The sequence below is a fragment of the Paenibacillus konkukensis genome, assembly GCF_023523925.1.
Taxonomy (GTDB): Bacteria; Bacillota; Bacilli; order Paenibacillales; family NBRC-103111; genus Paenibacillus_S; species Paenibacillus_S doosanensis.
On sequence record NZ_CP027059.1, the window covers coordinates 123540 to 142625 of the forward strand.

General features: G+C 52.4%; 16 protein-coding genes and 1 pseudogene. 10 read left to right on the plus strand and 7 right to left on the minus strand.

Annotated features, from left to right (window positions below; all coding sequences use genetic code 11):
- Positions 1-48 precede the first annotated feature (48 nt).
- Positions 49-258, plus strand: coding sequence for a CLC_0170 family protein (locus tag SK3146_RS00520; protein ID WP_249863217.1), 210 nt, complete (start codon positions 49-51; stop codon positions 256-258).
- Here SK3146_RS00520 and SK3146_RS00525 read toward each other — a convergent pair.
- The 5 genes and pseudogenes from SK3146_RS00525 to SK3146_RS00550 all read right to left on the minus strand — a co-directional run bounded on the left by SK3146_RS00525 (position 251) and on the right by SK3146_RS00550 (position 5581).
- Positions 251-1405 carry a Ger(x)C family spore germination protein gene (locus SK3146_RS00525; protein ID WP_249863218.1) on the minus strand — a complete coding sequence of 385 codons (1155 nt, stop codon included), beginning with the start codon at positions 1403-1405 and terminating at the stop codon, positions 251-253. The genes SK3146_RS00520 and SK3146_RS00525 overlap by 8 nt on opposite strands.
- Positions 1402-2493, minus strand: a complete 1092-nt coding sequence (locus SK3146_RS00530) for a GerAB/ArcD/ProY family transporter (RefSeq protein ID WP_249863219.1) — start codon at positions 2491-2493, stop codon at positions 1402-1404. Before SK3146_RS00530 ends, SK3146_RS00525 begins: the two co-directional genes overlap by 4 nt.
- Before the next feature lie 2 nt (positions 2494-2495).
- A pseudogene (locus SK3146_RS00540) lies at positions 2496-3904 on the minus strand (spore germination protein).
- Between the two features lie 591 nt (positions 3905-4495).
- On the minus strand, positions 4496-5173 hold the full coding sequence (locus SK3146_RS00545) for a class I SAM-dependent methyltransferase (protein ID WP_249863222.1): 678 nt from the start codon (positions 5171-5173) through the stop codon (positions 4496-4498).
- 186 nt (positions 5174-5359) lie between these two features.
- Positions 5360-5581 (minus strand): hypothetical protein, encoded by a 222-nt coding sequence (locus SK3146_RS00550; RefSeq protein ID WP_249863223.1) that lies wholly within the window; start codon positions 5579-5581, stop codon positions 5360-5362.
- A gap of 194 nt (positions 5582-5775) precedes the next feature.
- On the opposite strand from SK3146_RS00550, the gene SK3146_RS00555 reads away from it, so the two are divergent.
- The 3 genes from SK3146_RS00555 to SK3146_RS00565 all read left to right on the plus strand — a co-directional run bounded on the left by SK3146_RS00555 (position 5776) and on the right by SK3146_RS00565 (position 8707).
- Complete coding sequence (locus SK3146_RS00555; protein WP_249863224.1) at positions 5776-6837, plus strand: FUSC family protein; 1062 nt, start codon at positions 5776-5778, stop codon at positions 6835-6837.
- An 82-nt stretch (positions 6838-6919) separates the two neighbouring features.
- A complete protein-coding gene (gene speD / locus SK3146_RS00560) occupies positions 6920-7732 on the plus strand; it encodes an adenosylmethionine decarboxylase (RefSeq protein ID WP_249863225.1) in 813 nt (270 codons plus the stop codon).
- Positions 7733-7903: 171 nt separating this feature from the next.
- A complete protein-coding gene (locus SK3146_RS00565; protein ID WP_249863226.1) occupies positions 7904-8707 on the plus strand; it encodes an AAC(3) family N-acetyltransferase in 804 nt (267 codons plus the stop codon).
- A gap of 85 nt (positions 8708-8792) precedes the next feature.
- Here the strand turns inward: SK3146_RS00565 and SK3146_RS00570 are convergent, their stop codons facing one another.
- Positions 8793-8969, minus strand: coding sequence for a YjfB family protein (locus SK3146_RS00570; protein ID WP_249863227.1), 177 nt, complete (start codon positions 8967-8969; stop codon positions 8793-8795).
- 282 nt (positions 8970-9251) lie between these two features.
- On the opposite strand from SK3146_RS00570, the gene SK3146_RS00575 reads away from it, so the two are divergent.
- The 5 genes from SK3146_RS00575 (at position 9252) to SK3146_RS00595 (ending at position 16853) form a co-directional block, all read left to right on the plus strand.
- Positions 9252-11600, plus strand: coding sequence for an ATP-dependent DNA helicase (locus tag SK3146_RS00575; protein WP_249866134.1), 2349 nt, complete (start codon positions 9252-9254; stop codon positions 11598-11600).
- A 174-nt stretch (positions 11601-11774) separates the two neighbouring features.
- Positions 11775-13250, plus strand: a complete 1476-nt coding sequence (locus SK3146_RS00580; protein ID WP_249863228.1) for an amidase family protein — start codon at positions 11775-11777, stop codon at positions 13248-13250.
- Positions 13251-13376: 126 nt separating this feature from the next.
- Positions 13377-14687, plus strand: coding sequence for a stage II sporulation protein P (gene spoIIP / locus SK3146_RS00585; RefSeq protein ID WP_249863229.1), 1311 nt, complete (start codon positions 13377-13379; stop codon positions 14685-14687).
- 18 nt (positions 14688-14705) lie between these two features.
- Entirely contained in the window at positions 14706-15422 is a 717-nt protein-coding gene (locus tag SK3146_RS00590; protein ID WP_249863230.1) for a GNAT family N-acetyltransferase, read from the plus strand.
- Positions 15423-15983: 561 nt separating this feature from the next.
- Positions 15984-16853 carry a tyrosine-type recombinase/integrase gene (locus tag SK3146_RS00595; protein ID WP_249863231.1) on the plus strand — a complete coding sequence of 290 codons (870 nt, stop codon included), beginning with the start codon at positions 15984-15986 and terminating at the stop codon, positions 16851-16853.
- 31 nt (positions 16854-16884) lie between these two features.
- Here the strand turns inward: SK3146_RS00595 and SK3146_RS00600 are convergent, their stop codons facing one another.
- Entirely contained in the window at positions 16885-18432 is a 1548-nt protein-coding gene (locus SK3146_RS00600) for a sensor domain-containing diguanylate cyclase (RefSeq protein WP_249863232.1), read from the minus strand.
- Positions 18433-18734: 302 nt separating this feature from the next.
- On the opposite strand from SK3146_RS00600, the gene SK3146_RS00605 reads away from it, so the two are divergent.
- Entirely contained in the window at positions 18735-18983 is a 249-nt protein-coding gene (locus SK3146_RS00605) for a hypothetical protein (RefSeq protein WP_249863233.1), read from the plus strand.
- Positions 18984-19086: the final 103 nt, after the last annotated feature.

Below are 19086 nucleotides of genomic sequence, written 5' to 3' on the forward strand. Positions count from 1 at the left end.
AAAGCTATAAGCATATCAAGCTATGCACTGCGAAGGAAGGAACAACGGATGACCATTGTCATAGGTTTCGTAGAATCGCTTTCCTCTTATTATCTCGTCGCATTGTTTGTTGGTATTGGTCTGTTTCTTAGATTGCGTTATTACATTAGCTACAAGGACCGCAAGCTATCCAAGGACGCCGCTTTCGCCAAATACGGCGGGTACTGCTGCATTCTGCTGTCCTGCGTCGTCCTGGTCGCTCATTTCATTATTATTTGACGTGCCCGATGCGGCGGATGGAGGTATCTACATGGATATCGACTTCCGCCGTTTTGAATATGTCATCCCACTCCTTCTCATACCGCTTCCAATACGCGTGTTCATGGCGCCGCATTTGTTCCCCGAAGCCGAATATGTCCAGACCGAATGGCTTTTGCATTTTCCGTACGATTCGCTGCGTATCCTTTTTTATTTGCAGGTTCAGCATCTTCTCGATTTTCTTTATTTCATCGTTCGTCGGGTTCGAAGTCAAACCGTCTTCGCCTACATGCCCTTCCGAACGGATTAGCACGTTGAAGTAGGGTTTGCCGTTTCTGACGCCGGGCTTAATGATAGACCGCATATTTTTCACTTCATACGTCGTATGATTGACCGGATGCTCCAGCTTGCTGTTCTCCCCGCTGTTAACGACCACATAATTGCCCGCCTGAACCGACCCGACAACCCAGCGGTAGCCTCTGATGTCCGAATCTTCCAGCCAGCCGACGAATTTATCCTTGTTTAAAACGGCTCCGCCGGCCATTTTCACTTGATTCTTATGCGGCTCCACTCTTGTCAGCACACTGTTACGATTGGCGCGGTAATTGGAGGAAAAGGTGCCGATGGTGGAGTGACGCGGCATTTTCGCCGTTTTCAAAATCGATTCCTTGGTCAATCGGCTAAGATACATTCCTGTTACCGGTATCAGCTTGTGATGAACTTTCAGAACGTCCTTCGCTTTTCCTTCAGTAATGATTAAGGAGGTTTTGCGGCGGAGCTCATGATCGCGAAGAAACAGGTCCATAGGCCGTTCCACTCCTTCTTTGGCCAGTTCCTCGCTAATAATGACCACCTGCAAATGCTCGTAGAACGGAACCCTCGCTACTCTAGTAGCCAAGGTTCGCATACAGTCGAACAGGGAGGGTCCCGTTACGCTGACATTCCAGACGGGCTGCACATTGTTCGAAGGCGTCTTGCCGGATAATGCTTTGGGTTCGGCCAACTGGACGGTAAGATCGTAATCCGAGAGACCTTGATGCCGGGTCTTGCCCTTATCGACGGAAACGGCGAGGACGAAGATCCGCTCCTCAATCTCCAGACGATCCCAGCAGCCGGTCAGCAAGAACAGCAGCAGCACGGCGGCTCCCGCCCGTATAAAACGATTCACAGCCTTCGCCTCCTTTTGTTCCAGGCATAACCCAGCCATAGGCCGATAGGAGAGAGGATATTAAGGAGCATTCCGCTCATTCCGACGATCTGGCTCCATGCGTCCACCTGCAATACGTTACGCGGCAAGACCGCGAGCAAGAATACGAAAGGAATGAACAGTAAAGAGACGACGCGGTGCTCTTGCAGCCCTAATAATCGGGCCGCGACGAAGCTCGCGCTGTAATGGTACAGCACCATCGTCGTAAGCGCAAACGGAATCCAGCTGAGCATCATAACCGACTCCAGCCGTTCGACGAAAGAGCCGGGGAGCTCGATATTTTTGGCGATGGCCAGCGTCGGATAATTCACATAAGCGACTTCCTTGGCTCCTAATACGCTTACACAGGTGATCATAATGAACACATAGATAACAACGACCACACTAAAAGAGACGATAATCGTTTTCCCCGCCTGCTTGGGGTTTTTCATGAACGGCAGAAGAAACAGGCTCACCTCGAACCCGAGAAAGGAAAAGAAGGTGGTCGGCAGACTCCTCAGCACAGGCTCGATTCCTTCTCCTAATACCGGCAGATTGTTGCCCAAATCCGAATCGCTGTAAGTGAGAAACAGTACCGTTATAAGCAGCATGACGGCAATCGGCTGAACGAATTGATTGAAGCGGGCGATCGGATTGATGCCGTGCTGGATCACATATATGCTGGTCAGGAAGGTGCTTAAGATGATGACTTCCACCGGCGTATTATCGAGCAGAAACAGCTTGGTTACATCGGCGGATATTCGTACTACGATGCTGACGAATGCGAGAAAATAAACAATGAAAAGTATGCACAGCAGCTTGCCGAAAATATTTCCGATAAGCAGAGGCCCGTATTCGATCAAGCTTTTCTCCGGGAATCGTCCGCCGAGCTTGGCCATAAGCAGAGCGGAACCGGCAGCCAACATACCGCCCAAAATAATGGCGATCCATCCGTCGACCCCCGCTTTACTGGATACCGCCTGCGGGAGGGATAAGATGCCTACGCCGACCATGATGGAGAACAGCAGACAACCCATTTGCGAGCTTGTAATTTTATCTTTGATGACCATGGCTACCACCCTTTTTTACGCTTATCTTTCAATAAGCGCTTATTTTTCAAAGGCTGAAGAACCGATGGACGAGTGTCCAGCAGGGGAAGCGGAGCCCGAATTACGGTATCCTTCCAATCTTTCCCATGATAAGGGGCGAAAGGGGAGAAGTAATTGATGCCGAATGACTTTAGCGAAACGAGATGGGCCACGATAATGAGCACGCCCAGAATCAGGCCGAGCAAGCCTAGCACGCCGACAAGGATCATTAGCGGAAAGCGCAGCAGCCGGATGGCAATGGCCCCGTTATAGGCGGGAATCAGGAAGGAGCAGATGGCCGTGAGCGCAACGACGATCACCATGATCGGGCTTACGATTCCCGCTTCAACGGCGGCTTGGCCGATCACAAGGCCCCGACGATACCGATCGTCTGGCCGATAAAGCGCGGCAGGCGCAGTCCCGCTTCGCGCAGCATTTCCAAAGTCGTCTCCATCAGCAGTGCTTCCACAATGGTAGGGAACGGTACTTCGGCGCGCGTCGCCGCGATGGACAGCGTAAGCTGGGTCGGTACCATGCCGGGATGGTAGGATAACAGAGCGATATATAATGACGGCAGTACCAGAGCGATGACGGCGGCAACCATGCGGATGAAGCGAATCGCCGTACCGACCATCCAGCGCTCCGAGTAGTCGTCCATTGCTTGAAACAGCATGGCGAACGTGACCGGGACGAGCAGCACGATGGGGGTGCCGTCCACAACGATGGCGATGCGCCCTTCCGACAAGGCGGAGACGGCCCGCGCCGGCTGCTCGGTATATTGGACCTGAGGGAATGGAGAGTACCAGCTGTCCTCAATCCACTGCTCGATCGTCCCGCTGTCCAGCACTTCGTCAATTTGGATGGAATCGACCCGCTGCTTGACTTCCTCCAAGATGTCCGGATTCACGACGCCGTCGATGTATACCAAAGCGACCTGCGTTTTGGTGCGAGTACCGATCTTGGAGATGCGAACCTGCAGGCTGATATCGGGATACCGCCTCCGGATAAGCGACAGATTGGTCGCGATGGATTCGACGAATCCGTCCCGCGGGCCGCGAACCGTGTTTTCGCTGCTGGGTTCTTCGATGGAACGTTTCTCCAGACCCTTGCCCGGCAGCGTGTAGGCCAGCTCATTTCGCTGTGTTATAACCAGAGCATTCCCGTAAAATATGGCCTCGATCGCTTCTTCCAGCTGCTCAAAACGATACGATGGCAAGGTGTTGAACGTCGCCTCATGAAACAAAGAAGGAATGATTTGCTCTTGCACGTATCCGTCATCGACGAGACCGGCGATATATACGATGACCAAGGTTTCGTTATTGGCTACCATAGAACGAAAGTTCACATCGGAGTTTTGCGCAAGCCTGTTACGCAATTTTACTTCCCACTTCATGCCTCATCCCCCATAAATTATGATGGGGTTTAGTATGGCGAATGCCATTTCGTTTTATGTAGACAATCGCGATGAACAATTCCGCGGCCCGGATGCATATCTTAGAAGCTCCCGGACATAATAACTTCAGCGGTGAAAAGAGAGGTGTGGTTCCGTTGGGCGATCTGACGAGAAATACCGGTGATGGTTTAGAATCTAGATAGAAGCGAGGGGATGTGCCGCAGAGACGTTATTGTAGTACCCCATACTGCATTAGTGTTGTTTGTGGATAAACCTAAGGTTCAAAAGAGGTTCAAGACATAACCAAAAATCAATTCACCGCAAAAAGGACTCCTAGCGAGTCCTTTTTTCATTGTTTAGGAAATTGATGCGCAGCCATATCCTGTGGAAATCCGGGGTTCCCCCCCGAAAGTAATGTCTACCCCTAGAACGATCCTAGCGGAATGGTTAGACGCCGATCCAGCTTAGGCTGGATGCAGACGGAATAAGCTTCAGCGCATCACGTCACTACCCTGGAAATTACTCTTGGTACCCCATTTCCATTGTCTGTGGTGCCGCGTAGCGGCATGGATGGCTTTTGAGGGATTTGTTCTACGATCGGCCGGGCTGCCAATGAATCAGCGCGACGTCGTGAACCATGCCGTTTTTGCGCTGGACCGGAAATAACTCGCAGCGGTGCTCCAAACCAAGCTCCGTCAATATATCGCTTAGTACCGACGCCCGCGTGCGTTCTTCGGTCCGTCCCTCCAGCGTAACTGCGAGCGGTCCTGCGAACGGCCTGCCAACGCTTTGTACGAGAAATACGCGGCGGCTTGCCGTACGGTTCATTCGGAGCAGGCTGTCTTTCATATCGCGAATGCGGTACATCGCGTTGGCGGCAAAGACGATATCCGCGGAAGCACCCTGCAGCTCTTCCCATTTCTCCGCATACACATGCGGAAGAGGGTAGGGGAGGCGGGCCCAGTTATTCTTGAACACGGCGTACATCGCAGCGGACGGCTCGACAATGGAGATGCTGCCGACATGGGGGGCCATCAGCCGGGTAAATCCTCCCGTGCCCGCCCCGATCTCCAGGAGGTGGTCGCCAGGCGACAAATGTTCGAATACGGCGTTCATTAATGGCTCCGTATAGGGAGCAAGCGGATGACGCTCATCGAAGGAAGCCGCATTATCCAGCCAAAACCGCTCTTCTGCCGTGTCGTCTCCGGTACGCCGATCGGTAAAAAAGGCCTGCTCCCAGGCAAGCATCCAAAATTCGGATGGCTTCAAATGTTCGAACGGATTATTCACTGGCGTCACTCTTTCTTAAAATAAAATAATCGTTGAAAATAAGGCATATTTCTGCCGGTTCATAACGGTTTCGGCTTGACCCCATATTATACAGGGCTCGGGCCGCCGAAGCAATCGTGGCGCTCCAAACGTCCGCATCGGCGTGCGCATATTTAAAATAAATCTTTATTTTTCTTGTAAAAAATCCATCCCGCAATAACCATCCCTATCATTAATACATGAACTCCGATCAGCATTGTCCATATTCCAAACGGACTTCCCATGGCTCTCATCCTTTTCTTGATCTGTCAAATGTGATTCTGCAAAGAACGTTTCAATAATGTATAGCATAATGGCGCCGCTGTAACCATCCAATTGTCCGCCTAACGCACCATCCAATTTCCCCATATACCGCGAAGCCCTTCCGCAACCGCTATTTGCGCGGATTGCACGAAGCTGCTGTCACAAAACCGATATTTTTTTGGCCTGCGTCTTGAGCCGGGCAAATCTTCGTTGATCGAATCGATTAAACTTTCTTTTTGCATCCGGGGGCGGTCCCGTGTAAGATAGGACATGAAAACAATGAGAAAAGGAGGGGCCTTGTGGTTTTTGGAGCCCGCGTCTGGAAGACAGGAATAGCAGTAACCTTGGCATTATACATCAGCGCTTTTTTGAATTTTACCCCTCCGGTCATCGCGGCGGTGGCGGCGATCTTTGCGATGCAGCCTTCCATTTACCGCTCTTGGCGTTATTTTCTGGAACAGCTGCAGACGAATGTGCTCGGAGCGGTCTTGGCGCTGCTGGCGGGCATGTTCTTCTCGAACAATGTGATAGCGATCGGCATCGTCTGCATTCTCGTCATCATCATCTGCTTAAGAATGGGCATGGAGCAAACGATCGGTTTGACGCTGGTTACCGTCGTGGCGGTGATGGAGGCGTCGGCCGAATGGCAGTTCGCCGTCAACCGTTTCTTGTTGAGCTTGATCGGCATCGGCTGCGCTTTCCTCATCAACATCTTGTTTTTCCCGCCGAAGCCGAAGGAGCAGCTCGGAATGCAGATTCACTCCGTATTCAGCCGAATGTCGCTGCTCTTGCGCACCGTCATCTCCGACGAAATGAAAGAAACCGTGTTTCGCGTGGAGAAGAAGGCGCTGCAAACCGCGCTGCAGACATTGTCGGAGAAATACAAGCTGATGGAGGAAGAGGTGCGCAAGGTACGGAAGGCCGGCTTCAGCCGAATTCGCCATCTGGTCATTTACAAGCAGATGCTGCACGCTCTGTATAAAGGAATGCAAGTGCTGGACGCTGTGGAGGAGCATTATTTTCAGGCGACCCGCAGCTCGCAAACCGACGATTATTTCGATCAGCATCTGGAGAGGCTGATTAAATTCCATGAGCATGTGCTGCTGAAATTTGAAGATAAGCTGAAGGCGGATAGTTCCGATGGCCTCGGTATCGAAGCGGAAAACGAGCGTTTTATGACGACGCTTATCGACCGCTATAACGAGAAACCAAGCGGAATGTTGCGGCTCTCCGTCGTTGCGGCGGCGATGTTCGACTACGGGCACCAGGTGGCCCGGCTGGATAAGCTCGTAGACCACTATCATCGCGGGGAAGAGAAGGAGCCGCTTGACGCTCTCATGAAGAAGCTGGGATGGAAGTAGCGGCGGAGGCGGAAATGCCCCGGCAAGAATCAAGACGGCGGAAGAAGGAAAGATTAGTAACGGAACCAGGAGGAGGATGCTTATGAAACTGACGCCGGAACAGCGTATTACCCTGCACGGGTTTAACAATTTGACCAAGTCGCTGAGCTTTAATATGTACGACATATGCTATACCAAGACCAAGCAAGAGCGGGAAGCCTATATCGAATATATCGACGAGCAGTATAACGCCGACCGGCTGACCAAGATTCTCAAGCATGTATCGGATATTATCGGCGCCCATGTGCTCAATGTTGCCAAGCAGGATTACGAGCCGCAAGGGTCGAGCGTAACGATGCTCGTGTCGGAAGGACCCGTCGCCGGGGCTCCGACCGAATCGTTCGAGGAATCGCCGGGTCCGCTTCCCGACTCCGTCGTTATGCATCTGGATAAAAGCCATATTACGGTTCATACGTATCCCGAATATCATCCGGACGAAGGGATCAGCACGTTTCGCGCGGATATCGACGTATCGACCTGCGGGGAAATCTCTCCCCTCAAGGCGTTGAATTACATGATCCGTTCCTTCGATACGGACATCATGACGATGGATTACCGGGTCCGCGGCTTCACAAGGGATATTAGCGGTCATAAGCTTTTCATCGATCATGAGATCAGCTCGATCCAAAATTACATACCGGCAGAAATCAAAGACCTGTACGATATGATCGATGTGAATGTATATCAGGAAAATATTTTTCATACGAAATGCAAGCTTCGCGAGTTCGATCTGAACAATTACTTGTTCGGATATACGAAGGACAAGCTGAGCGCCAAAGAACAGAAGGATATTACCGAAAGCCTCAAGTGGGAAATGGACGAAATATTTTACGGAAAAAATATTGTCTATTCCTGATGACGGCGATCACAAGCGAGCCTTCGGGGTATGGCCTTAAGCCGTGCCTGCCGGGGCTTTTTTTTGTCCCGTCAGGAAGATCCGGCCAAAATGATTGTCGTACGAATCCGACTTGTCTGCTAGAATAGAGCTTGCAGCAGTCACTTAAGTATATTGGCAGGAGGTTTCGTTTTGCATACCAAGCTTAGTTTGATTCGGCAATTGGAACAACTGGGACTGAACCCGAAGGGGACGGTTCTGATGCACTCGTCCATGAAAAGCATCGGGGAAGTCGACGGAGCAGCAGATACGGTGCTGGATGCGCTCTCCGAGTATATGAAGGAAGGTCTTCTCGTTCTTCCGACCCATACGTGGTCTTATATTCGCGCGGATAATCCGAAGTTTTACGTCGAATCCTCGCCTTCGTGCGTGGGCATTTTGCCGGAGCTGTTCCGCCGGCGCGAGGGCGTGATCCGGTCGCTGCATCCGACGCATTCCGTCGCCGCGTTGGGAACGGATGCGGCCGAATTTACGGCAGGGGACGAGCGGTTCGATACGCCTTGCCACCGCGGCTCGGCTTGGGGCAAGCTGCTGGACCGGCGGGCCCAAATTTTGCTGGTGGGCGTGGATTTGCGCAGAAACACGTTCATTCACGGAATCGAGGAATGGCTGGACATTCCGGGAAGGCTAACCGACGGTCACGAGGAGCTGTTTACCGTGCTTCCGGACGGCACGCAGATTCGGGTTCCTTCCCGGCGGCACTGCGGTTTATCCTGGTCCATGCATTTTTGGAAAGTCGAGAAGGTGCTGGAGCGGGGAGGCGCGATTGCTCAGGGCAAGTTCGGGGACGCCAAGGCTTGGGTATGCGATACCGTGCGGATGTACGAGATTTTATCCGTTATGCTGAGCGCTGACCCGGATCTGTTCTCGGATAACGAGCCGCTGACGGAAGCGCAGGCCGGAATTATTAATGGCGTTAACAAAGAATATGTTTAATGTGATTAACTATTATGTTTAATGCCATTAACTAATTGCTTGAAACAAACTCTTCTGATCCGGTCAGAAGAGTTTGCCGTGTTTCTTAGATTTTGATATCCAGCCGTTGTCCCAGATGAGGCTGAGCGCTCTGCTGCATCGCCTGGATCAAACCTTCGCTTTGCTGTACAGCGCCTTCTTGAGCTATTTTCAATACGCTGATCCCGACGGATTGGGCGAGCTTGGCTTGCGACATATTCATAGAAAGCATGGCAATATCCATAGTAGTACACCTCCAATCCTATGTACTATATCGGCGCGTATCATCCGGATTGTTAGGTTCAGGAATCCGGACCGCCTGCCAAAGGGGTCCGGTTTTTTGATGGAGAAAATGAATCCCGAAATTAGTTTACATAATAAATATTATGTAAACTAATAAGCGTACTTTTTTTATTTTCTAATTTATCCCAAAGTTTACCTTTCTTTATAGCTTGTGATATAATAGGAACATATGTTTGATATTATGGGGTGTGAAACTTCAACTAAGCCGTAAAGCAGGTGCATGATGACTTATATCGTTAAAGTATCCGTAAGATCTTTAGTAGAATATGCGCACCGTGCCGGGAGTATCGACGCAGAGTTTCGGACTAACGTATCTTTGCAGGAAGGAACCAAGGCGCATCAGCAGATTCAGAAATCGTACGCCGAGCATGACCTGAAGGAAGTTCATCTGGCAGGCATACTGCGCTGCGGCGAGCTGGAGCTGCATATGGAGGGCCGATGCGACGGGATTCTGCAGGATTCGGACGGGGTGACGATAGATGAAATCAAGTCTACGGCGGGCAGCCTTGAACGCATTGACGAAAATACATCTCCTGTTCATTGGTCGCAGGCTTATTGCTACGCCTACCTGTATGTTAAGCGGGAGGGATTGCAGCGGCTAAGCGTGCGTCTTACTTATGTTCAGGTCGATACCGGACAGCAAAAACGGTTCCTGAAAACCGTATCGGCAGCGGAGCTTGAGTCTATCATGCAGTCGCTGGCTGCCAAGTACGCACCTTACGCCAAGCTGCAGCTAGAGCATGAGGAGAGACGAAACCGCAGCATACGCGAGCTGTCGTTCCCGTTCGACGAATATCGCCAAGGACAGAGAAAATTGGCCGGAGCCGTCTACCAGGCGATTATCGAGCGGCAAAAGCTATTCGTTAAAGCGCCGACGGGAACGGGAAAGACGATATCGACCTTATTCCCGGCGGTTAAAGCGATCGGGGAGGGCAAGCTTCTGCGCGTGTTTTATTTAACAGCTAAGACAATTGCGCGGACAGCGGCTGAACAAGCCGTCGGCTTCATGCAATCGAGGGGGCTGCATCTGCGCTGCGCAACGCTCACCGCCAAGGAGAAAATTTGTTTCAAAGAAGAAACCCGCTGCCGGAAAGAGTATTGCGAGTACGCAAACGGATATTACGACCGGATTAATGCGGCCGTCCTGGATCTGTTGAACAATGAAACGATGTTAACGCGCGGCACGTTCGAGACGTATGCCCGCAAGCATACGGTATGTCCTTTTGAATTTTCGCTCGACGTTTCGTACATAGCGGATGCGATCGTTTGCGATTACAATTATGTGTTTGATCCGCGCACTTCGCTCAAGCGGCTGTACGAGGAGCAGAAGAAGCAGACGGTTCTTCTGGTCGACGAGGCGCATAATTTGGTCGACCGCGGCAGGGAGATGTTCTCGGCCGAGCTCGGCAAGGCTTCTTTCCTGCAGCTGAAGAAGGAGTACAAGGGGCGCAGCCGTTCCGTCGCCGACGCGGCCAAAGCCGTGAACGATTATTTCATCGGCTGGCGCAAAGCGCATGCCGAACGCAAGACATTCGTTCAGCCTGCCTTGCCGGAACAGCTGCTTCCTCTGGTGGAAGCGTTCGCTGCCGCTGCGGAGGAGGAGCTGGCTTCCGCCGAGTCCGCAATTCCGGCCGGCCCTTCTTCCGGCGGGGAAGCGCAGCGGGTGCTTCTGGAGACGTATTTCGCCGCGCAAAGCTTTATTCGCATCGCCGGTTATTATAACGATGCTTATGTCACCTACGGAGAGACGACCGGAAGCGATGTGCGGATCAAGCTGTTTTGTCTCGATCCGTCGGCGCTGCTGAACCAAATAAGCAAAGGCTACGGCTCTCAGGTATTCTTTTCGGCGACACTTTCGCCGTTATCCTATTACCGCGATATGCTGGGCGGGACAACGGAAGACTACGCGTTGACGCTTCCGTCTCCTTTTCGCAAGGAACAGCTCGACGTGCTGCTGCTCCCGCTGTCCACCCGCTATCGCGACCGGGAGCTGACCAAAGGCCGGATTGCCGACGGGATTCATCGGCTGCTGCGGGAGAAGGAAGGCAATTATTTGCTTTTCTTCCCGTCCTACGAATATATGAACGAAGTATACGAACGGTTTATGGAGCGCAGTCCTTGTGCGGAGGTGCTTGTCCAGCAGCCGGTTATGGCGGAGGAGGAGAGGGAAGCGTTTCTGGAAGCGTTCCAGCCGAGACGTGACCGGCGGTGCGTAGGATTCGCCGTCATGGGAGGGATTTTCTCCGAAGGGATCGATTTGACGGGCGAGCGGTTGACGGGAACCGTTGTGGTCGGAGTCGGCCTGCCTCAGGTCGGGCTGGAGCGGGACATCATCAAAGACTATTTTGACGCAAAAGGACGCAACGGCTTTGACTACGCCTATGTGTATCCGGGAATCAACAAAGTGCTGCAGGCCGGCGGCCGGTTGATCCGAACGGAAGCCGATCGCGGAACGCTGCTGCTCGTCGATGACCGCTTCGCCCAGGCGAAGTACGGACAGTTGCTGCCGGAAGAGTGGAAGCCGCTGCGGCTTATGGAGCTTACAGGCGAGCAGCGGGAAACGGCGCGGTGACGCTGTAAAGTCTGGTTGAATCCTTAGGGCGGCGGCTTATTTCTCCCAACAAACGGGGTTATTAGCCTCTACGGTTCGTTTAGACAAAATACGGTTATAGTCAAACTCTCCGTGTCGGGCCGCGAACGGATTATGATAAGCTAGCCTTAACATATAAAAAAAGGGGAGCGTTCAGTGACCATCGAACTTCGAAAGTGGATTATTGAAGCGGATATAACAGCAATGCAGGACGCCATGGAGGCAGGGAGCCTGACTTCGGAGCAACTGGTTCAAGCTTATCTGGAGCGTATCGAGCAATACGATTCAAAATTGAATTCCATATTGGAAGTCAACCCGGACGCAATCCGGATCGCAAGAGAGTTAGACCGGGAACGTCGAGAGCAAGGCAGCCGAGGCAAACTGCACGGGATTCCGATCCTGCTTAAGGATAATATCGATACGCGCGACAGCCTGCATACGAGCGGAGGCTCCGTCGCTTTGGCCGGATCGATCGCCGAAGCGGATTCCTTCGTTGCTGCGAAGCTGCGCTCGGCCGGCGTCGTTATTCTGGGTAAGGCGAATATGGTGGAATGGTCCAATTTCATGTCCAGCACGATGCCGGCGGGCTACAGCTCCCGGGGAGGAACGGTTCTGAATCCGTACGGGCCCGGCGAGCTGTTCGTAAACGGCTCCAGTTCCGGCTCGGCCGCCGCGGTTGCGGCCAATTTGGCGGCGGCGGCAATCGGAACGGAGACGGCAGGGTCCATTGTAGGTCCGGCCTGTTCAAACTTTCTCGTCGGGATCAAACCTACCGTTGGACTCGTTAGCCGTTCGGGAGTAATTCCTATCTCTTGGAGCCAAGATACGCCGGGGCCTTTGGCGAGAACGGTGGCCGACGCCGCAATTTTGCTGGGTGCATTAACCGGGATCGATCCCGACGATTCCGCTACGTTAGCGAGCGAGAATCGTTCTTTTGCCGACTACACCCCGTTTTTGGATCGCGGCTTTATCAAGCGTGCCAGAATCGGCGTGCCCAGACATTATTACAAGCATTTGGATGCTGAACGGCTTGCTATCATGGAAGAAGCTATCGCACTGTTGAAAAGCAGCGGCGCTGTCATCGTGGACCCTGTCGAGCTCTATGTGGAGCAGCAGGATTGGAACAACGATGCGATCTGCTATGAATTCAAGCACGGGCTGAACCGGTATTTGTCCCGGCTTCCGGCTTCGGCTCCGATTCATTCCTTAAAGGAATTGATCGAGTTCAATCTTGATCATGCCGAGGCCGCTTTGCGTTACGGACAGGACACCCTAATCCGATCCGAGGAAAACGGGCTTACGGAGCAAGTCTACCGTCAGAAGAAACAACAATACGATGAGCCGGCGCATACGCAGGGCATCGATTACGTCATTGATCAATATGAATTGGACGCCTTGCTGCTGCCCGGAGACGTAGACGGGATGTATGTTGCGGCGCGTTTAGGCTATCCGTTGATTTGTGTTCCCGCCGGCTATTCGGCTCACGGGGTGATCGACCGGGACGGCGACTCGACCAAAGGGCCGTTCGGCGTCGTCTTCTCGGGCAAGGCGTTCAGCGAACAGACGCTGATCCGAATCGCGTACGGCTTCGAACAAGCTGCACAGCGCAGGTTTCCGCCTCCGCTAGATTAATCGCGTGTCGTTTCCTGTTTGTATTCTCGTCAGCACGAATGTCGCATTTCCTGGTAGAGGAAGGAAATTCGTCCGCCTATGTCGAATGGTATATATTATATTATTGACATAGGAGTTGTAGAGCCATTGTTACGTTATAAAATGATAAGCGCGGCCGCAAGCTCTTTTTTGCTTATCGGCGCGCTTCATGCGCCCGCTGCTTTCGGTCAGGAGGCGGCAGAGGGACAATCCGCAGGAGTTCGGATTTATAACGTCCAGCCCCATTCGGAAGCAGATGCGGTCGCAGCAACGTATGCCAGGAGTACGGTGGACCGGTTGAACGTTCGCACCGAAGCGGATCTGTCTTCGCCGGTCATCAGGATGATCGGGAAATCGGATCGGTACGAAATTTTAGGCGAGCAGGGCGATTGGGTACATATCAGGCTGACGGACAAGCAGGACGGCTGGATTTTCCGGGAATATATCGAGTTGGAGAGCGTCGCCCCTCCCAAGGCCGAAGCGGATGCGCCGAAGCCCGAGGCGGAACGGCCGGATGAGCCTGATGCGGCTGATCTCAATCAGGCAACCGTTGTTCATATGGACGATATTACGAATTTGCGCAGCGGGCCGGGCATCGAGTACGATGTCATCGGCAAAGCGAAGCCCGGCGATTCCTACCCGATCCTCGATACCAAAGGAGATTGGTACGTCGTATCGCTTCCCGACAATAGCAAGGCCCATGTCGCAAGCTGGGTCGTGCAAACCGATGCTGCGAGCCAGCATTCGAATCCGGCATCATCGCTTCCTAATGGAATTGCGCCTGAATTATATATTTATCATACTCATAATCAGGAATCATGGAGCAATGTCGCTAGTCTGAGGGCCGGCACATCGGTCGACGATCCGAAAGTCAACATTACGCTGGTCGGAGATCGATTGGCGCAGCAGTTGCAGGCAAGCGGGATACCGGCGCTTGCCGGGGATGTGAATGTGGCGGAGAAGCTGAAGCAGCAGAAATTGAATTTCTCCGAATCGTACACCGTATCTCGTCAAGCCGTCGACAAAGCGATTCAAACGTATCCTTCGCTTTCGTATTTCTTCGATATTCACCGCGACGCCGACGTGCCGAGGGAAAAAACGACGGCAAGCGTTAATGGAAAATCGTATGCGCGCGTGCTGTTTGTCGTCGGTACGGCCCATGCCGGTTACAAGGAAAATAAGGCGTTCGCCGAGGCGCTCAATAAGCTTCTGGACAAGAAGTATCCCGGATTATCGCGGGGGATTCTCACGAAAAGCGAGCATCAAGGAAACGGGGAATATAATCAATCCGTCTCTCCGGGCAGCTTGTTGATGGAAATAGGAGGCACGAATAATACGCTGCAGGAAAGCTTGAATACGGCGGAAGCGCTGGCCGACGTATTTGCGGAATATTACCGTTCGGTCCAAACAAAACCTTAAAGCGATGGGGGGGCGGCAATGAACGAGCAGAATGAAACGCTATCGGCTGCTCATCAGCTGATGGAGCTCCATGTCGAAGCTTTGTTTACGTATGACGAGCGGCTGCGGCTGCATACGATCAATGAACCATGGCCCGGGAGCGGTCCGGCTCCCCGCTTTTTCTTAGGCAGGACGATAGCGGGGACGTCTCTCTGCCGGATTCGCCATGATGTCGACGATCATCTCGCGGAGCAACTGGAGCTGTGGTCCGCCGAGGAATCGATGGGGATGGACGTGGAGCGGAAGCCGCGGCATTTTGAGAACTATCGGCAGCTCTTCCAAGGGCAACGGTTTACGATGGGGCCCTGCTTTCTTGTTCGGGAAGAAGTCTCGCCGGCTGCGGACGCGGTTATCGTTACCCGCGACAACGCGGAACTGCTGCGCGGAGGCTTCGAATGGCTGCTCTCGGAAATCGACTATGCGCAGCCGTGCGCAGCAATCGTACGCGATAACCGCGCCGTATCGGTCTGCCGAAGCGTGCGTATCACCTCCCGGGCTCATGAAGCCGGGCTTGAAACTCTCGAAGCTTACCGGGGCAGAGGACTGGCTTCCGAAGCCGTGGCCGGATGGGCGAAGGCTGTGCGGAATAAGGGCTGTCTTCCACTGTACAGTACGTCCTGGGAAAATCGATCTTCCCGCAGAGTGGCGAGCAAATTATCTTTAGCGTTATACGGAGCTCATTTCTCGATCATTTGATCGTTCGAAGAGATTGCGGGGGATTAGCATAAAAACAGTTTACATAATTAATATTATGTAAACTTTTTTCTCGCTGTTTAGGAAAATATGCGCAGCAATATCCTGAGGAAATCCGTGGGCTCCCCCGAAAGTAAAGTCTACCCATAGAACGATCCCAGAGGAATGGTTAGACGCCGATCCAGCTTAGGCTGGATGCGGACGGAATAAGCTTCAGAGCATCACGTCACTTTTGGGGATTTGTTCAAGAAGAAGCGGGCACAATTACACATCCTATTCCAATGCTTCCCAATGATCGCTTCGGCTGATATAATAATAAGCGTAATTTATGTTGGATATTTGTGACGAAGGACAGCTGAAATAGCCGTGTCCCTCAAAATGGAAAAAAAGGACATAATAGCAAGTCGACGGCGGCAAAATCATCGATTTTGCTCCTTTTTTTCAGCTAAATAAATTACGCTAAATACATATTTAACGTAATTTCAGATATAAAGGACGGAGAGAGTGCGAATGCAGCCCAAGATAGCTACCGAAGATGAATGTTTGGACCTGTTTGACATATGGATGAAGGATCAGGGATTCACTCCTCGCACGCAAAAAGCGTATCTCGGCGATGTCCGGCTGTTTTTGGCCTCAGTGTATCCGAAATCGCTTGATGAGCTGGAGGCGCTGGATGTGATGCGGTTTTTGACCAAGGTGCGCCAAGGAGGAGCGGGGGACTCGACAAGGAATCGGTATTTGTCTTCCATCCGCACTTTTTTCACTGCGCTGATCGAGCATAAATATGCGCAGCACAATCCTGCGCTTCATCTCAAAAAGTCGAAGGTGGAGAAAAATCCGCTGCCCTCGTATTTGAATGAATCGTTATTGACGGCATTTCTGGAGTCAATCGAAGGCAAATACCAAATCCGCAATGTCGCGATGTTTCTTCTGATGAGCTATGCGGGATTGCGGGTAAGCGAGCTGCATCAGCTGAATGTAACGGATTATCAGAGGCAGAACAAGCTGCTGCAGGTGTACGGGAAAGGGCGTAAATGGAGGACGGTGCCATTGCCGGACTCTCTGACGCACATTCTGGATATGGCGTTGAACGAGCGGATTGCTCCGCGGAAGCCGTCGGAGCAGGCTTTCTTCGTATCCCAGTTCGGACGGCGCATTTCAGCGCGGATGATTCAGAAAATAGCCGAGGCGCATTTTGCCGAGTTAAAGGAGAAGTACAGCGAACTGCGCGGCCAAGCGCTGTCTAGCCATAAGCTGCGCCACACGTTTGCGACGATGCAGGTTATAGCGGGGACTGATATACGTACGCTGCAGGAGCTGCTCGGCCATTCGAGCATTCAAACGACGCAAATTTATACGCATGTCGGGGACAAGCAGAAGCAAGAAGCCATGAACCGGGTGGTGCCGTACTTGCCGAAGGCCGTGAAGCGATAGGATGATGAACAGGGGAGGGGCGAAAAACGGACTAACAACGCAAAAGCCCCTGAGCGGCCGGCGCATGCCGGGGCAGAGGGGCGTGGGAAGGGAAACAGGAGATGCCGAGCGATACGGTAACAGGACGATCGATAGGCGCCTTGCTTTGCTCTATCGTTGTGCGAATGCGCTCGGCGCAAATGCCGGCATCCGTCAAGCTCGAATGAGGGAGCAGCACGACGAATTCCTCGCCTCCGAAACGACAGCAAATGTCTACGTTTCTTACGGATTGGCCGACCATCCGCGCTACATGCTTCAGAACCTCGTCTCCCGTTTGATGGCCGTACGAATCGTTGATCGTTTTGAAGCGGTCGATGTCCAATAAAACGAGACAGAACGGGCATTGCTCGGAAGTCCACTGCTGCAAGATCGCTTCGAGCGTTCTCCGGTTCGTCAGCCCTGTCAGCGCGTCGGTCATGGCGGCATGCGTGAGCTGATCGGTTTGCTTTTGTAAATCCTGGAACGTGCTCGCCACAGCCCGTGCCAGCAAATCGGCCTCGCGGTTCCAATGTCCCGTCAAATCGGGGATCGGCGTTCGGACGCCCCGCCCTAGCCGGTTGACAAGATCGGCCAGGGAGACGAAGGGACCGGCCAGCTTGCGAGCGAGCCATATTGCAGCGGCCAGCAGCAGTACAAATGGTGCCAGCGTATACAGTACGATCGAACGGATCAGCCGGTGCAGCTGCTCGTACACGACGCTGATCGGAGAGTTGACGATCACTCCCCAGCCGACTTCCGTGACCGGCGAATAGCCGGCGAGCAGCGGAACGCCCAGCGTATTGACGACGAGCTCATGCCCGCTTTGTCCGCGAAGAACTTTCTGGACGACCGAATTGGCGCCTACATCTTCCCCTAAACGGCCGGGGATCGGGTGAAATAACAGTTGCCCCGTCGTGTCGACGACATAAAAATAAGAGCCGGATTCATCGATATCGTTTTTGCCGAAGATCATATTGAGTACATTGTTATCGCCAAGATAGAGCGTGCCGCCGACAAAACCGCGGTAATCCCCGTTCTCGTCGTACAGCGGCTCGCTCATTAACACGATGAGGCGGCCGGTTGGGGAAGTGAACGGCTTGGAAATATACGATTTTTGCGAATCCAGCGCTTCCCGGGTCACGGGCGATGCGATCGGCTGACCGGCCGCTGCGATGCTTGCAGGCGCGATGCTGCGGAACATTCCGTCCTGATCTACGACCATAATAGAGTTGAAATAGCTGCTGTTATGACGAAGCAGGTCCAGCTGCTTCTGCACCTCCGTCTCGCTCATATGGCAGTTTTCCGATAAATAGGCGGCGGTATATTGGAGACTGCTGCGCATCGATTTGAACAGGGAATCCATCGTCTGACTCATTTTTTCGGCGGTTGAATAATTCAACGCTAGCGTCGTTGTAAAGAGCGATTGCTTATTGGATTGATATGAGGCAATGAGCAGGATCGTTAAAGTCAATAAAACCGAGACGGAAACCAGCCCGGTTAACAGCGTGGCAAGGCTAATTTGCTTCTTCCCGGTTGGTAGGTCGTTATGAAGTTTAGACATGGCGGACCCTCTTTTTATCTATAAAATCATCTTTGTCGATACATTTCGACATAATTCCCTAAAATCCTCTTCAGTCTCTTTGAGAATTGGTTTTTTTGCTAAATACTTGAAAAAATAAATATTAGTATCATTGAATATTAATATCATTAATTAAAAGAAATGAAAAGGATGCCCTTTATTTGCATTTGAGCCCAAAAGGTACTAATTTAAATATAGACGGGGCAGGATAGTGAGAGTGCGGCGGGGTGCCGCAGAGAGACTGGAATGCGCCGGCATGATTATACGACGAGGAGGTTGATCCGATGGATTCCAAACAATTGGAGGAACAACTGGCCAAAAATTTGACCGAAGGTGAGATGGAGCAAACCGATACGGAAGAAGCGGCGCGCAAGCGTTTGCCGATCAAAACCGAGATTCGCATTCAGGCCCAGATTGATCCGATCATGGAAGAAACCCGCAAATACCGGCAAATGGCCGAAGAGGTTGACGATCGTTACGCCAAGTACGACCGCACGCTTGAGAACCGTGAATCGGAGAAAAAAGATTCGTGAAAAACAAGGTCTCGCTCGAGGTCAGGCAGAAGCTAATGCGGATGGAGTAAATCTGCGTTAGCTTTTTTTCATTAGGACGGGAGTGGAAAAAGCCTATTTTATA

Excerpts from the sequence above, each read along its gene's own strand:
- SK3146_RS00520 (WP_249863217.1), top strand. The coding sequence starts at position 49 with ATGACCATTGTCATAGGTTTCGTAGAATCGCTTTCCTCTTATTATCTC.
- SK3146_RS00530 (WP_249863219.1), bottom strand. The coding sequence starts at position 2,493 with ATGGTCATCAAAGATAAAATTACAAGCTCGCAAATGGGTTGTCTGCTG.
- SK3146_RS00550 (WP_249863223.1), bottom strand. The coding sequence starts at position 5,581 with ATGGGGAAATTGGATGGTGCGTTAGGCGGACAATTGGATGGTTACAGC.
- speD (WP_249863225.1), top strand. The coding sequence starts at position 6,920 with ATGAAACTGACGCCGGAACAGCGTATTACCCTGCACGGGTTTAACAAT.
- SK3146_RS00570 (WP_249863227.1), bottom strand. The coding sequence starts at position 8,969 with ATGGATATTGCCATGCTTTCTATGAATATGTCGCAAGCCAAGCTCGCC.
- SK3146_RS00575 (WP_249866134.1), top strand. The coding sequence starts at position 9,252 with ATGACTTATATCGTTAAAGTATCCGTAAGATCTTTAGTAGAATATGCG.
- SK3146_RS00590 (WP_249863230.1), top strand. The coding sequence starts at position 14,706 with ATGAACGAGCAGAATGAAACGCTATCGGCTGCTCATCAGCTGATGGAG.
- SK3146_RS00595 (WP_249863231.1), top strand. The coding sequence starts at position 15,984 with ATGAAGGATCAGGGATTCACTCCTCGCACGCAAAAAGCGTATCTCGGC.
- SK3146_RS00600 (WP_249863232.1), bottom strand. The coding sequence starts at position 18,432 with ATGTCTAAACTTCATAACGACCTACCAACCGGGAAGAAGCAAATTAGC.
- SK3146_RS00605 (WP_249863233.1), top strand. The coding sequence starts at position 18,735 with ATGGATTCCAAACAATTGGAGGAACAACTGGCCAAAAATTTGACCGAA.